The sequence below is a fragment of the Streptomyces sp. NPDC047049 genome (genome assembly GCF_040643995.1).
Taxonomy (GTDB): Bacteria; Actinomycetota; Actinomycetes; order Streptomycetales; family Streptomycetaceae; genus Streptomyces; species Streptomyces mooreae.
Genome location: NZ_JBEYVM010000003.1, coordinates 349,413 through 362,801, shown reverse-complemented (window position 1 = coordinate 362,801; position 13,389 = coordinate 349,413). Strand labels below are relative to the sequence as shown.

Genomic DNA, 13,389 nt, shown 5'->3' with positions numbered 1-13,389 from the left:
AAAGCCCGTCACCCGTGCGAATGCCCAGGTGACCGGCTCCCCCGCCGCTGCTCATGCGTAGGGCCCTCTGCTCATTTTGGCGGCCTGGAGATACTGTGAACCTCCGGGGGAAACCCCCGCACCCCCGCACAGCCACCCTCATTCCTTCACGGCCGTCGCCGTTCAGAAAGGTGCGCTCGATGAGCGAGCATCATCTCCCGTCCCAACTCGAGGTCAGCCCCGAGGCGCCGGACCGCAACCTCGCCCTGGAACTCGTCCGGGTCACCGAGGCCGGTGCCATGGCATCGGGCCGCTGGGTGGGGCGAGGTGACAAGAACGGCGCGGACGGCGCGGCGGTGAAGGCCATGCGCGCCCTGATCCACACCGTCTCGATGAACGGCGTCGTGGTCATCGGAGAGGGCGAGAAGGACAACGCCCCGATGCTCTACAACGGCGAGCGCGTGGGTGACGGCACCGGCGCGGAGTGCGACGTGGCCGTGGACCCGGTGGACGGGACGACGCTGACCGCCAAGGGCATGGCGAACGCCGTGTCCGTGCTGGCGGTGGCCGAGCGCGGCTCGATGTTCGACCCGTCCGCGGTCTTCTACATGGACAAGCTCGCCACGGGCCCGGAGGCGGCGGACTTCGTCGACATCACGGCGCCGGTGGCCGTGAACATCAAGCGCATCGCGAAGGCGAAGAAGTCCGCGGTCGAGGACGTCACCGTGGTCATCCTGGACCGGCCCCGTCACGACGGCCTGGTCAAGGAGGTCCGCGAGGCCGGGGCCCGGATCAAGTTCATCGCCGACGGCGATGTGGCCGGCGCGATCATGGCGGCCCGTGAGGGCACCGGCGTGGACCTGCTGCTCGGCATCGGCGGTACGCCCGAGGGCATCATCGCGGCCTGTGCGCTGAAGTGTCTGGGCGGCGCCTTCCAGGGCAAGCTGTGGCCCAAGGACGACGAGGAGCGGCAGCGGGCGCTGGACGCCGGGCACGACCTGGACAAGGTGCTGGAGATCGGCGACCTGGTCCGCGGCGACAACGTCTTCTTCGTCGCCACCGGCATCACCGACGGCGAACTGCTGCGCGGTGTGCGCTACCGCGCCGAGAACGCCTACACCCAGTCCCTGGTGATGCGCTCCAAGTCCGGCACCATCCGCCAGATCGATTCCCAGCACCGGCTGTCCAAGCTGCGTGCGTACAGCTCGGTGGACTTCGAGCGCCCCAGCTAGCGGGTGGTGCGGCCGGCCCGTGCAACCGGCCCGCCGTCCACACACTTCGCCCCCGCCGGAACGTCTCCGGCGGGGGCGAAGTGGCCCATACGCCCTGGGGTGCGTCCTGCCTGGGTGCGTCCTATGGGCCGAAGCCTCGCGCGGCCGCTATCCGGCCGCCGGCATATGGGCGGCTCGCTGGAGCTCGGCCTCCCGGCGCCGCCGCCGGGTCAGCACGACCCGGCGCTCGGCCGCGGTCAGGCCGCCCCAGACGCCGTACGGCTCGGGCTGGAGCAGCGCATGCTCCCGGCATTCGACCATCACGGGACAGCGGGCGCAGACCCGCTTCGCGGCCTCTTCCCTGGCCAGCCGCGCGGCGGTCGGCTCCTTGGACGGGGCGAAGAACAGCCCGGCTTCGTCCCGGCGGCACACCGCCTCCGAATGCCAGGGGCCGGCCTCGTCGCGATCAGGCACTTGCTGGGACGGAACGACAGCGGCATCCTGCAGGGGCTGATGCGGTAGCAGCACGGTCTACTCCTGACGACGGCTTCGGCGCGAGAATCACCCTTGCCCGTCTCGCTGCGCACGGCCGATTTCCGCACCCCGCAGCCGTACGAGAGACGATGCACCAGCCCTACCCGCTGTACGCACGCTTATGCACACCGTGGCGATCGTGCGACAACGGGACAATCGCGGGTGGCGCCGCCTCCGAGCTGCCGCCAGGGTGCGTCCAGCAGGTCACCCGTGCCTGGGCGGTGGCCGCTCGCGCATGCTCCGCCCCCTTGCTCCTCCCCCGCGGCCTCGCGCGCTCCCTTGTCCGCCCGTGTCCTCCCGCGTCCTTACCGGAACCGGTCCCGGCGCTCGCGCCGTGCGGAGCGCAGCCGTTCCTGCCACTCCTGGCGGTCGTGGCGCAGTTGGTGGTGCCGTTCGCGCCGCTCCTCGCGCAGCTCGTGGCGGAGCGCGCTGTGGTCCTCCCACACCCGGTCGCGCAGATCGCGGATCCAGGCGCCGCGCTTGGGCCTGGCCTCCACGCTGCCCAATACGGCATAGCCGTTGACCAGGATCTGCGGCGCATTTCCGTCCTCGGCGTCATGGGTCTCGATCTCGAAGTTGCCGAGGATGCCGGAGCCGCTGCTGCGCAGGGTGATGTTCTCCGGGACCCGGATCTCCACGCTGCCGAAGACGGCCGTGGCATTGATCTGGACCTGCTGCTGCGGGAAGACCGCCTCGGTCAGATCGATCTCGACGCTGCCGAAGAGCGCGAAGGCGTTGATCCGCGCGGGGGCCTGCCACCGGCCCTTGCGGACGGAGGCGCTGAAGATCGCGACGAGGTTCTGGTCCGGGACCGGGGCGCGGGGGCCGTAGCCGTACGCGTCCGGGCCCGGCTGCGCACGGCCGGCGCCGGCCGTGGGCAGATCCCGTATGACGGGCTCCAGTTCACCCATGGTCTTGGCGCGGTAGACCGTGTCGATCCGCTCGGCGTGCTCCTGCGGGTCCAGCCGGCCCTCGGCCAGCGCCTCGCGAAGGATCTCGGCGACCCGGTCGCGGTCCGCGTCGGACGCCCGGATGTCCCCCTCGGCCACCGCGGACGGCGCGGAGTAGGCGGACGGCGGCTTGGTCATGTTCACCGGCTGCTTCACCGGCTGCCGCTCCTGCCGTTCGTCCTGCTTCTGAAGCGGTCCGGGCGGGTTCTCGGGCCCCGGTCGTCCCCCGTTGTCTGCATCCACGGCCTCAGCGTACCGAAACGCGATAGATCGCGACCAGGGATCGGCGGGGACGACTCTCGGACTCATCTCGGACGGCGCTCGGACGCCTCTCGGACGGCCCTCGGACGCCTCTCGGACGGCGCTCCCGCCGACTGAGCCCGACCTCACAGCGGCGTCCGCGCCCCGGGGTTCTACGCTGTGGAGGCGCTGCCGTAGATGCCAGCCGGACCTCTCCGAGTAAGGAATGACCTTCGATGCCGGAATTCGCCTACACCGACCTTCTCCCCGTAGGTGAGGACACCACCCCGTACCGCCTCGTCACCGCGGAGGGCGTGAGCACCTTCGAGGCCGACGGACGGACGTTCCTCAAGGTCGAGCCGGAGGCGCTGCGCAAGCTGGCCGCCGAGGCGATGCACGACATTTCGCACTACCTGCGCCCGGCCCACCTCGCCCAGCTCCGCAAGATCCTGGACGACCCCGAGGCCAGCGGCAACGACCGCTTCGTCGCGCTCGACCTGCTGAAGAACGCCAACATCGCCGCCGCGGGCGTGCTGCCCATGTGCCAGGACACCGGCACCGCGATCGTCATGGGCAAGCGCGGCCAGAACGTGCTGACCGAGGGCGGCGACGAGGCGGCCCTCTCCCGCGGCATCTACGACGCCTACACCCAGCTGAACCTGCGCTACTCGCAGATGGCCCCGCTGACGATGTGGGACGAGAAGAACACCGGCTCCAACCTCCCGGCCCAGATCGAGCTGTACGCGACCGACGGCGGCGCCTACAAGTTCCTCTTCATGGCCAAGGGCGGCGGCAGCGCCAACAAGTCCTTCCTCTTCCAGGAGACCAAGGCGGTCCTCAACGAGGCCTCCATGATGAAGTTCCTGGAGCAGAAGATCCGTTCGCTCGGTACGGCCGCCTGCCCGCCGTACCACCTCGCAATCGTCGTCGGCGGCACCTCGGCCGAGTACGCGATGAAGACCGCCAAGTACGCCTCCGCGCACTACCTCGACGAGCTGCCCGCCGAAGGCTCCCCCACCGGCCACGGCTTCCGTGACAAGGAGCTGGAGGAGAAGGTCTTCGAGCTGACGCAGAAGATCGGCATCGGCGCGCAGTTCGGCGGCAAGTACTTCTGCCATGACGTCCGCGTCGTCCGCCTGCCCCGCCACGGCGCGTCCTGCCCGGTCGCCATCGCCGTCTCCTGCTCCGCGGACCGCCAGGCCGTCGCGAAGATCACCGCCGAGGGCGTCTTCCTGGAGCAGCTGGAGACCGACCCGGCCCGCTTCCTCCCGGAGACGACGGACGAGGAGCTGACCGAGGGCGCCGGCCCCGACCTCGACGCGGTCGCCATCGACCTCAACCGCCCCATGGACGACGTCCTGGCCGAGCTGACCAAGCACCCGGTCAAGACCCGCCTCTCCCTCACCGGCACCCTGGTCGTCGCCCGCGACATCGCCCACGCGAAGATCAAGGAGCGGCTGGACGCCGGCGACGAGATGCCGCAGTACCTCAAGGACCACCCCGTCTACTACGCGGGGCCGGCCAAGACGCCCGAGGGCTACGCCTCCGGTTCCTTCGGCCCGACCACGGCCGGCCGGATGGACGCCTACGTCGAGCAGTTCCAGGCGGCCGGCGGCTCCAAGGTCATGCTGGCCAAGGGCAACCGCTCCCAGCAGGTCACCGACGCCTGCGCCGCGCACGGCGGCTTCTACCTCGGCTCCATCGGCGGCCCGGCCGCGCGCCTGGCCCAGGACTGCATCAAGAAGGTCGAGGTCCTGGAGTACGAGGAGCTGGGCATGGAGGCCGTCTGGAAGATCGAGGTCGAGAACTTCCCGGCCTTCATCGTCGTCGATGACAAGGGCAACGACTTCTTCCAGGACCCGGCACCGGCGCCCACGTTCACGAGCATCCCGGTGCGCTCGGGAAGCTGACGCACCCGCAGGCCCCGGCGCGGTCCCTGACGCCTCGTCAGTGGCCGCGCCGGGCCGCACTGCGCCGGAGACGGGCCCGTACGGCCCGCTGGGCGACCGGTCCCAGGTCTTCCAGTACGCCGGCCAGCCCGGACAGTTGCTCCAGTGCGTCCAGGGCGGCAAGCGCCCCGTCCGGGTCCACACCCTCGTACAGTTCCAGGCCGACGAAGCCCGCGGCGAGCGCCCGCGAGAGGCCGGCGACGTCCACGAAGGCGGCGATCGGCGTCCCGGCCAGTACCCGGGCCAGCACCGTTTCGATCTCCTCGATCCAGGAGGCGAGTCCGGCGGCGGTCGCGGGGGCGAGGCGGGGCTGGGTCTGGGCACCGGCCAGGAGCTGGGCGAGAACGGCGACATGGCCGGCGGCACGCTCCTCGGCATGCAGTTCCCGGCCCAGCTCCAGGAATTCGGCGAGGCTGCCGATCCGGGCGAAGCGTTCGCGGTAGTGCGCGACGCGCTGCTCCGCGCCGTACCGGCAGGCGGCGGCGAGGAGTTCGTCGACGCTGCCGAAGTGGTAGAAGACCAGGGCCTGGTTGACTCCGGCGGCGGTGGCGATGGTGCGGGCCGAGGTCTTGGCGAGGCCCTGTTCGGTGAGCGTCCGCAGCGCACCGGCGAGCAGTTTCGTACGGGTGTCGTCGGCGCTCACGCCCGCGCCTCCTCGCGCACCGGCCGCAGTCCGGCCCGCACTCCGCGCTCGGTGGCGTTCACGAACTCGGCGGTGAAGGACCCCTCGTAGCCGAAGAGCGGGCCGAACCGCCGGTTGCCGACCCGCACCTGGATCCCGAAGCGCCCGGCCGCCTCGTCGTACGACTCCCGCACCACGGCGTCGCCCCCGATCAGGTCCGGCACCCGGACGTCGACCGGCCCCTCCCGGAAGCGGTGCTCGCCGGAGCGGATGATCAGGGCCCCGCTGCCGTCCACGGTGAAGTGCAGGTCGGTGGCGAGGTGCTGGTGGGTGCCGAGGTAGTCGACGACACAGCCGCGCTCGGGGCTGAAGACCATGGTGGCGTCGAAACGGCGGGGGCGGCGCGGGAAGGCGAAGGTCCGTACGAAGGTGACGGTTTCGCGGCCGAAGGAGTCCGTGTACGGGACGTTCTCGATGACGAAGGGGACGTCCCGGCCGGCCTGCGGGACGAGGATATTGCGGCTGCCGCCGAGGGCCAGGAACGGCCGGACGAAGCTGCGGCCGTGCCAGATCCGGTCCATCGTGCCCCGTCCGATGCACGCCTCACCGCTGTCGAGCCCGACGGAGAAGCGCCGCCGGATCTGCGGGTGGAGCCGGTCGAAGTCGGCGCCCAGGACGCGCTGGAATATCGAGGTCATCACTGCTCCAAGGTGGCGAGGAGGGCGGTCGGGGCGGCAGCGCTCTCGCTGCGTCCGGCTGCCCGCTCCGGAGGGCGGCGCAGACAGCGGCGGGCCGCGGGGGTGGTGGGCAGGGGCGGCAGCAGCAGCGCGGCGGCCGCCACGGCGAGTACGGTCGCGAGTGCGGCGACGGGGGCCGCGACCGCGGTGGCGACGACGACGGCGATACGGAGGACCAGCTCGGCGAGGGCCTGACGCAGCGACCGCTCGGGGGTGATCCCGCGTTCGCACCACAGCCGCAGCCGGTCGAAGGACCAGGCGGTCGCCCAGCCCATGAGCGGCCGGAAGAGGAGCCGGTCGGCGACTCGTCCGAAGCGCCCCCAGCGCGGCCGGTAGTCGTATCCGGTGAGGAACCGCAGCGCGTCGCCGTCCGGGACGTACCGCCAGTACCCGCGGCCCTCCTCGATGAGTGACAGCGGGTGCGCGGAGAAGAAGCGGAGGGCGGAAGTCCGGGTGCCGTCGGGCCGGTTCCGCTCACCGGCCGAGACGCCGGTGCCGTCGACCGTGAGCAGCGGCAGGACGCGGGTGGCGTAGCGGAAGCGCTGCGGCTCTCCCGGTGCGCGCGGCAGGTAGTCGATCTCGCTGAACCTCAGGTCCCAGCGCTGGTGCTGGTCCGGCACCTGGCTGCGGTCCCATACGTCGTCGATCCCGGCGCGGATCCGCGCCTCCACGTACAGCTTCATGTGGCTTCCCCCATCCGACGAGTCCCATGGGCCCCATGAGCCCTATGAGTTCCACGAGTTCCACGAGTTTGAGCGGCTGCTCAAAACGCAGGGTAGAGCGTTTTGAGCAGTCGCTCAAGGCGGTGCGGGTGGCCGCACGGGGGCCGTCGCGTCTCACGGACGCCGCCTGAAAGGCCATCAGCAGGCGGGTGGGCGGGGCTTGCGTCGATCGCGGCCTACGGATTGCCACCGCGCTGAACCGCGGGACAGGTCGCGGAAGGGATTTGCGCCGAGCTTGTCCGGAGGGGCCCGCGCGGCGGCTCAGAACTACCGGTGAACGGTGCGGCGCTTTCGACCAGAGGTTTTCCGGCTGAAAACTGGATGACCCGGCGCCGGCCGGGAACATGGTTGCCTGGAGAATGCCGCCTGTCGGGCGCCTCTCGCCGAAGAGAATCAGCCGTCCGATTACGGCGAAGGCCGGGGAGACTTCACTCTCGGGGCCGCCGGCGAAGCACGGCACAGAAAGAGGGAAAAACCAGGAATTGCGCTACGGACGCCGCGGAAAGAATCCTGGAAGAAGCGAACAAGACTGAAGCTGTGGCCCCAGGTGCTGCCATATCCGCAGGCAAGCTGAGTAAGCCGTGCTGAACAAGAGGGGATGGGATCCGGGGAAAGCCACCCCACCCCCGTAAAGGCAAAGAGCGGATCATTACGGCGGCTCGACGTATCGGCGGCTCGACGTAGCAGCAGTTCGACGCTTCGGCATTCCCGATGACGCCGAAGCGGAGGGCACGGAGCACGCCAAGCGCCAGGCGGACGCCAGACCGACGTTATTGCGCATTCCCGCGCGAGCGAAGGTAGCGCCACCCGAAGTAGAGCACCCCCAGCGCTCCCCCGACCGCGCCGACCCCACACATCACGGTCGCCCATGGGGCCGTGACCTGTGTGAACCACAGCAAGCTCACTACGGCCAGGGCCACGGAGAGCAAGCACCGCTCCCCATGGCCCGGACCGCGGCGACCGGTCAGTCCCGGATATTGCCGCACTTGTACGTGACGCCCTTCATTTTGATATCCCGGTACCCCGCGAAGGAGGCGAAGTCGGTGCCGCCACCGCCGCCGCCACCCTCCTTCCGGCAAGAATAGCCAAGCGCCTCGAGCTTCCCGAGATCACTCTTCGCCTGGTAGTTCTTGTAGGACTTGATCATGGCTGCTCGCTTTTGCGCGGGCGTGGCTTCCTTCGCCTTCGTGTACGCATAGCACCCTACGCTGGCGCCGATGCCTACCCACGAAGCCCCCTTGGCCAGCGCCTTGGAAAGGCCGGCCGCGCCACTGCCGATCCCCAGAACGGCGCAGATTTCATCGGCTCCAGCAGCGTGAACCTGCGCTTCCGCTACCGCCCGCGCGACGACTGCACCCCCTTCGTCTTCCCCCGAAGCTGCGTTTGCGGTCTGCGCGCTGATGCCACACATCGCGCCGGTCATGGCGAAGGCGATCGCGGTCGAGATCCCCTTGCTTCGCATACTCACGAAGTCAATCCCCCAATAACACTCTGAAGTGTGTTGATCTTGCGAAGGACGCTACCAGCGCGGCTATATGCACGCAATGAGTTTGCTGGAAATGGAGATTCCTTAACGAGGGCGGATCCATGGAATCGGATGAATTCCGCGTAATTTTGCGTAGCTCGCATACCCGGCGTCCCGGCCGTGGTCAGACATAAGGCGTTCGAGAGCGGTTTGGGCTGATCATGCCGGATGCGCCCTCACGCCCCACCGGGGTCCCCGAGTTGTTCCGTCGGACCGGCGAAGGGCAGGAACGTGGTCCGGGTGGCGAGGAGCCAGACGCCGTCGACCTTGCGGAAGGTGTCCTCGTAGTGCCCCACTTGGGTCGGCGGCCGCGACGGCACCATGCCCTCTTGGTAGCCGTCGACCCGGTAGGTCGCGAAGTAGGTGGTGGCGGTGGCCGTCGCCGGAGAGGTGACGGTGACCAGGATGTTGGTGCACATACGGCGCGACAGCCGGTCAGCGGGCCGCGCGCCGAAGTAGTCGCGGAGCGCGCCCCGCCCCTGCACCCGGCGGTCGCCGTGCGGCCACTCCCAGACCCCGTCGGGGGTGAACAGAGCCGCCACCGATGCCGGGTCCCCGAGATCGAGCCGGCGGACGAACTCGACGATCAGACGCTCGCAGGCCCGCTCGGCGAGCAGGCACTCCATGGGGTCAAGAGCTGTGGTTTCCATCCCCACTTGGTAGCAGCGCCGGACACACCGCCACCACGGCTTTGCCGGCGGCGGTGGCGCTACCGCCGCTCGCGATGACGCGGGCAGGCGCAGGGCGGCCAGGCCTGGCTGAGCCCGTAGAGGTCGAACCGGTCACCGGCCACGACATGGACCGGCGCCCGTTCGTCTTTCACGATGCCGTCGCGGGTCGCGGTGTAGACCCGCAGCGTCATCAAGGACTGCCGGGGCGGCTCCGGCATCCCCGGCGGCGTGCGGCCGACGCTCACCAGACCACCTCGGCGGGCTGCGGCTGCCGCTCGTAGGCGGCGTAGTAGGGGCGGACGAGGGGTGACGCGTCGCCGTCCAGCGGTGGTTCGACGGGCCTGCGCCGCCGCACCCGGCCCGGCAGCGGCGGCGGGTTCCACGGCCGCACGAGGACCGTGCGGACGGCCACCGGGCCGCAGCACGGGGACGGGGCAGCTGCCCGGTGCCGGCCCGGCGCTCGCGGGATCGCTCGCGGGATGAGTAAAGCCCGCACCCACGCGAGGCAACGGGCAATAGGCTGAACCATGTTGACGCTCCTGTGCATTTCGCGGCGTTGACCATGCCCCGGGGTCGTTCGCGCGACCGCCGGGGCCTCCTGCCGTCCGCCCCACCTTCGAGCGGATCGTCACTTTCCGTGTCCACATCGTTGCCCTGCGGCGTACGCTGCGAAAGGGGGTAGCTCCTTACTCCCGCAGCCGTAAGGACGGAAGTGAGGCTGTGGCCAAAGAAATTGATCCCTCGGCATCGATGGCGGCACTCTTCGCCACTCGCCTGCGCAGACTCCGTCTGAATGCCGGTCTCACGCAGACTCAGCTGGGCCGCCGGGCGCATACGCACCCCACCCGGATCAACCAGCTCGAACGGACCACGGGCGCCAAGCCGACGCTGGAGCTGACGCGCGTCCTGGACGAGGCGGTGGGTGGCGATGAGTTGCTGATCGAGCTGTGGCCACATGTCTACCGGGAGACGTTCCCGGACTGGGCGCAGGCCTTCATAGAGCGCTCGGAGCGGGCGGTGACCATCAGGCAGTTCATGGCGGCCGTCGTCCCCGGGCTCCTCCAGACCGAGGACTACGCCCGCGATCTCCTGAGACTTGACCGGTCGCTCGAATCCACTGAACAACTGGAGGAGCGGGTGGCTGCTCGGCTCGGCCGACAGGCCAGGCTGGAGCGGCCCGATGGTCCGGAACTATGGGCGGTGCTCGACGAGGCGGTCCTCGCACGGCCTCTCAGCGAGCCGGCCGTCATGCGGGCGCAGTTCGCGCGACTGTTGGCCGCCTCAGCGGATCCCCGCATCACGTTGCAAGTACTGCCCTTCAGAAGCGGCAGGCACGACACGATGGGTGGGTCACTTACGGTCCTGACCATGCCGGATGGCTCGGAAGCCGCCTACACCGAGGGCGCTGACTATGGTCAACTCATCGAGGATCCAAGGGAAGTGAGCTCCTACAGCGTCGCCTACGATCGGCTTCGAGCTCTGGCTCTGCCGCCAAACATGTCACAAGACATGATCCGATCCGCGATGGAGGACACCCACGATGAGCGCGTTCCGTCCCGACCTGAGCGCCGCCGTCTGGCGCAAGTCCAGCTACAGCAATCAGGCGGGTGGCGACTGCGTCCAGGTCGCCGACGGCTACCCCGCCCTCGTCCCCGTCCGTGACAGCAAGAACGCCGACGGCCCCGCCCTGCTCATCCCTGCCCCCGCCTGGACCGCCTTCATAGCGGAACTGAAGGGTGCGCGCCCCGCAGGCAGGTGACATCCGTGCGGTGCCCGGGAACAGATCGGCGTTTCCGGGCACTGACATAGGTATGAGTGACAACAGCGCATTCGGCGACTCCGGCGGCTTTCGGACCGAGCACGACTCCATGGGGGAGGTGCAGGTGCCCGCGTACGCGAAATGGCGGGCGCAGACGCAGCGTGCGGTGGAGAACTTCCCGGTCTCGGGGCAGCGGCTGGAGCGGGCGCACATCGAGGCGCTGGCCCGGATCAAGGGGGCCGCGGCCAAGGTGAACGGCGAGCTGGGGGTGCTGGACAGGGACATCGCGGAGGCCGTGCAGGAGGCCGCCGCGGCCGTCGCGGAGGGGCAGTGGGACGACCACTTCCCCGTTGACGTGTTCCAGACCGGGTCCGGGACGTCGTCGAACATGAACACCAACGAGGTCATCGCGACGCTGGCGGGTGAGCGGCTGGGCCGGGAGGTCCATCCGAACGACCACGTCAATGCGAGCCAGTCGTCCAACGATGTCTTTCCGTCCTCGATTCACATCGCGGCGACATCGGCCGTCCTGGGCGATCTGATTCCGGCACTGGAGCATCTGGCGGAGGCACTGGAGCGCAAGGCGGAGGAGTTCGCCGAGGTCGTGAAGTCGGGGCGGACGCATCTGATGGATGCGACGCCGGTGACGCTGGGACAGGAGTTCGGCGGCTATGCCGCCCAGGTGCGCTACGGCGTCGAGCGGCTGCGGGCGTCGCTGCCGCGGCTGGCGGAACTGCCGCTGGGCGGCACGGCGGTGGGGACGGGGATCAACACCCCGCCCGGATTCCCGGCCGCGGTCATCGCCGAAGTGGCGCGGGCGACGGGGCTGCCGCTGACCGAGGCGCGCGATCACTTCGAGGCGCAGGGGGCGCGCGACGGGATCGTCGAGACGAGCGGGCAGCTGCGGACGATCGGGGTCGGGCTGACGAAGATCGCCAACGATCTGCGGTGGATGGCGTCCGGGCCGCGCACCGGGCTCGCGGAGATCGCGCTGCCGGATCTGCAGCCGGGCTCGTCGATCATGCCGGGGAAGGTCAACCCGGTGATCCCGGAGGCGGTGCTGATGGTGGCGGCGCAGGTCACCGGCAATGACGCGACGGTGGCGGCGGCCGGGGCGGCCGGCAACTTCGAGCTGAACGTGATGCTGCCGGTGATCGGGAAGAACGTACTGGAGTCGGTGCGGCTGCTGGCCAATGTCTCCCGGCTGCTGGCGGACCGTACGGTCGACGGGATCACCGCGAACGCGGAACGCTCCCGGGAGTACGCCGAGTCGTCGCCGTCGGTCGTCACGCCGCTCAACAAGTACCTCGGGTACGAGGAGGCGGCGAAGGTCGCCAAGAAGTCGCTCGCCGAGCGGAAGACGATCCGTGAAGTGGTGCTGGAGGGCGGCTATGTCGAGCGGGGGCTGCTGAGCGAGGAGCAGTTGGACGAGGCGCTGGACGTGCTGCGGATGACGCGGCCCTGATCCGGCCGGCGCCTCGCTTCCCGCGTCGATGCTCCTGTTGCGGCGCGGGTTCCGGGCGGCGGCCCTCTTTATCATGCCCGTAACGCCCGGTGCGTCTCATGTCACGGCGCGCGTCATGCCGCGCAACTAAGATCTGCGCATGACAGCGGACACGGTGGACACGACGGAAGGCGAGACGCCCGGCGGACGCGGGACGGCCGGGGCGGGGCGGACGGCGGACGGTGCGGCGGCGTCACACTGGGCGCCGGGGGACCACATCCTCTGGCGCTACCGCGACAACGCCGACTCCGGACGGTTCCACATCTGTCGTCCGATGACCGTGGTCCAGGACACCGACGAACTGCTCGCCGTGTGGATGGCGCCGGGCACGCCCTGCATCAAACCGGTGCTCGCCGACGGCACGCCCGTACACCGCGAGCCGCTGTCCACCCGCTACACCAAACCACGCCGGACCAGCCACGACCAGTGGTTCGGCACCGGTGTGCTGAAGCTGGCCCGGCCCGGTGACCCGTGGTCGGTGTGGCTGTTCTGGGAACACGGCTGGCAGTTCAAGAACTGGTACGTCAATCTGGAGGAGCCGCGCCGCCGTTGGGCGGGCGGCATTGACTCCGAGGACCACTTTCTCGACATCTGCGTCTATCCGGACCGGCACTGGGAGTGGCGGGACGAGGACGAGTTCGCACAGGCCCAGCGGGACGGGCTGATGACCGACGCACAGGCCGCCGAGGTCAGGTCGGCGGGCCGGGCCGCAATCGCACAGATCACGGCCTGGCGGGAGCCGTACGCGGACGGCTGGGAGGACTGGCGGCCCGATCCGGCCTGGGACGTTCCCCGGCTCCCGGACAACTGGGACCGCGCGCCGGATCGTTTGCGGTCGTGAGGGAGTGAAGTGAAACCACACGAGTGAAGGGGGCGAACCGTGGGAAGCTGCGCCTATGGGCAATGCTGTTTCCTGCGGGGCGAGGAGCGGGGCCGAGCCCCCTTGCTGCGCCCCGGGTCTTCAAACGTAGGATCGTCCTCCGCAA

General features: G+C 69.7%; 14 protein-coding genes and 1 pseudogene. 6 read left to right on the top strand and 9 right to left on the bottom strand.

Features of this window, described 5'->3' with window-relative positions; all coding sequences use genetic code 11:
• Positions 1-179 precede the first annotated feature (179 nt).
• Positions 180-1,211 carry a class II fructose-bisphosphatase gene (gene glpX / locus ABZ851_RS09570; RefSeq protein WP_336049948.1) on the top strand — a complete coding sequence of 344 codons (1,032 nt, stop codon included), beginning with the start codon at positions 180-182 and terminating at the stop codon, positions 1,209-1,211.
• A 147-nt stretch (positions 1,212-1,358) separates the two neighbouring features.
• Here glpX and ABZ851_RS09565 read toward each other — a convergent pair whose 3' ends face one another.
• Together ABZ851_RS09565 and ABZ851_RS09560 are read right to left on the bottom strand one after the other, a co-directional pair.
• Entirely contained in the window at positions 1,359-1,718 is a 360-nt protein-coding gene (locus ABZ851_RS09565) for a WhiB family transcriptional regulator (RefSeq protein ID WP_088799725.1), read from the bottom strand.
• A 311-nt stretch (positions 1,719-2,029) separates the two neighbouring features.
• Positions 2,030-2,812, bottom strand: coding sequence for a DUF1707 domain-containing protein (locus ABZ851_RS09560; protein WP_361124933.1), 783 nt, complete (start codon positions 2,810-2,812; stop codon positions 2,030-2,032).
• Positions 2,813-3,150: 338 nt separating this feature from the next.
• Between ABZ851_RS09560 and ABZ851_RS09555 the strand changes: the two genes are divergently transcribed.
• Positions 3,151-4,824 (top strand): fumarate hydratase, encoded by a 1,674-nt coding sequence (locus ABZ851_RS09555; protein WP_336049946.1) that lies wholly within the window; start codon positions 3,151-3,153, stop codon positions 4,822-4,824.
• Between the two features lie 37 nt (positions 4,825-4,861).
• Here the strand turns inward: ABZ851_RS09555 and ABZ851_RS09550 are convergent, their stop codons facing one another.
• From ABZ851_RS09550 to ABZ851_RS09520, 7 genes are all read right to left on the bottom strand, one after another.
• Complete coding sequence (locus ABZ851_RS09550) at positions 4,862-5,506, bottom strand: TetR/AcrR family transcriptional regulator (RefSeq protein ID WP_361124388.1); 645 nt, start codon at positions 5,504-5,506, stop codon at positions 4,862-4,864.
• On the bottom strand, positions 5,503-6,183 hold the full coding sequence (locus tag ABZ851_RS09545; RefSeq protein ID WP_361124386.1) for a DUF4166 domain-containing protein: 681 nt from the start codon (positions 6,181-6,183) through the stop codon (positions 5,503-5,505). The genes ABZ851_RS09550 and ABZ851_RS09545 overlap by 4 nt, the downstream gene beginning before the upstream one ends.
• A complete protein-coding gene (locus ABZ851_RS09540; RefSeq protein ID WP_361124384.1) occupies positions 6,183-6,905 on the bottom strand; it encodes a hypothetical protein in 723 nt (240 codons plus the stop codon). Before ABZ851_RS09540 ends, ABZ851_RS09545 begins: the two co-directional genes overlap by 1 nt.
• Before the next feature lie 1,003 nt (positions 6,906-7,908).
• Positions 7,909-8,406 (bottom strand): hypothetical protein, encoded by a 498-nt coding sequence (locus ABZ851_RS09535; RefSeq protein ID WP_361124931.1) that lies wholly within the window; start codon positions 8,404-8,406, stop codon positions 7,909-7,911.
• A gap of 239 nt (positions 8,407-8,645) precedes the next feature.
• Complete coding sequence (locus ABZ851_RS09530; RefSeq protein WP_361124382.1) at positions 8,646-9,119, bottom strand: nuclear transport factor 2 family protein; 474 nt, start codon at positions 9,117-9,119, stop codon at positions 8,646-8,648.
• A gap of 59 nt (positions 9,120-9,178) precedes the next feature.
• Positions 9,179-9,385: a hypothetical protein gene (locus ABZ851_RS09525; RefSeq protein WP_361124380.1), complete on the bottom strand. Its 207-nt coding sequence runs from the start codon at positions 9,383-9,385 to the stop codon at positions 9,179-9,181.
• Positions 9,382-9,552, bottom strand: coding sequence for a hypothetical protein (locus ABZ851_RS09520; RefSeq protein WP_336049940.1), 171 nt, complete (start codon positions 9,550-9,552; stop codon positions 9,382-9,384). The genes ABZ851_RS09525 and ABZ851_RS09520 overlap by 4 nt, the downstream gene beginning before the upstream one ends.
• 338 nt (positions 9,553-9,890) lie before the next feature.
• Here ABZ851_RS09520 and ABZ851_RS09515 point away from each other — a divergent pair, with 338 nt between their 5' ends.
• The 4 genes and pseudogenes from ABZ851_RS09515 to ABZ851_RS09500 all read left to right on the top strand — a co-directional run bounded on the left by ABZ851_RS09515 (position 9,891) and on the right by ABZ851_RS09500 (position 13,244).
• On the top strand, positions 9,891-10,802 hold the full coding sequence (locus ABZ851_RS09515; protein WP_361124929.1) for a helix-turn-helix transcriptional regulator: 912 nt from the start codon (positions 9,891-9,893) through the stop codon (positions 10,800-10,802).
• A pseudogene (locus tag ABZ851_RS09510) lies at positions 10,771-10,899 on the top strand (DUF397 domain-containing protein); the annotation flags it as partial. The gene ABZ851_RS09515 and the pseudogene ABZ851_RS09510, both read left to right, overlap by 32 nt.
• A 52-nt stretch (positions 10,900-10,951) precedes the next feature.
• Positions 10,952-12,364, top strand: coding sequence for a class II fumarate hydratase (locus ABZ851_RS09505; protein WP_361124378.1), 1,413 nt, complete (start codon positions 10,952-10,954; stop codon positions 12,362-12,364).
• Between the two features lie 139 nt (positions 12,365-12,503).
• Complete coding sequence (locus ABZ851_RS09500; RefSeq protein ID WP_361124376.1) at positions 12,504-13,244, top strand: DUF402 domain-containing protein; 741 nt, start codon at positions 12,504-12,506, stop codon at positions 13,242-13,244.
• The last annotated feature ends 145 nt before the right edge of the window (positions 13,245-13,389 follow it).

Coding starts and splice junctions, on each gene's coding strand:
- glpX (WP_336049948.1), top strand. CDS start 180: ATGAGCGAGCATCATCTCCCGTCCCAACTCGAGGTCAGCCCCGAGGCG.
- ABZ851_RS09560 (WP_361124933.1), bottom strand. CDS start 2,812: ATGACCAAGCCGCCGTCCGCCTACTCCGCGCCGTCCGCGGTGGCCGAG.
- ABZ851_RS09555 (WP_336049946.1), top strand. CDS start 3,151: ATGCCGGAATTCGCCTACACCGACCTTCTCCCCGTAGGTGAGGACACC.
- ABZ851_RS09545 (WP_361124386.1), bottom strand. CDS start 6,183: ATGACCTCGATATTCCAGCGCGTCCTGGGCGCCGACTTCGACCGGCTC.
- ABZ851_RS09540 (WP_361124384.1), bottom strand. CDS start 6,905: ATGAAGCTGTACGTGGAGGCGCGGATCCGCGCCGGGATCGACGACGTA.
- ABZ851_RS09535 (WP_361124931.1), bottom strand. CDS start 8,406: ATGCGAAGCAAGGGGATCTCGACCGCGATCGCCTTCGCCATGACCGGC.
- ABZ851_RS09530 (WP_361124382.1), bottom strand. CDS start 9,119: ATGGAAACCACAGCTCTTGACCCCATGGAGTGCCTGCTCGCCGAGCGG.
- ABZ851_RS09515 (WP_361124929.1), top strand. CDS start 9,891: ATGGCGGCACTCTTCGCCACTCGCCTGCGCAGACTCCGTCTGAATGCC.
- ABZ851_RS09505 (WP_361124378.1), top strand. CDS start 10,952: ATGAGTGACAACAGCGCATTCGGCGACTCCGGCGGCTTTCGGACCGAG.
- ABZ851_RS09500 (WP_361124376.1), top strand. CDS start 12,504: ATGACAGCGGACACGGTGGACACGACGGAAGGCGAGACGCCCGGCGGA.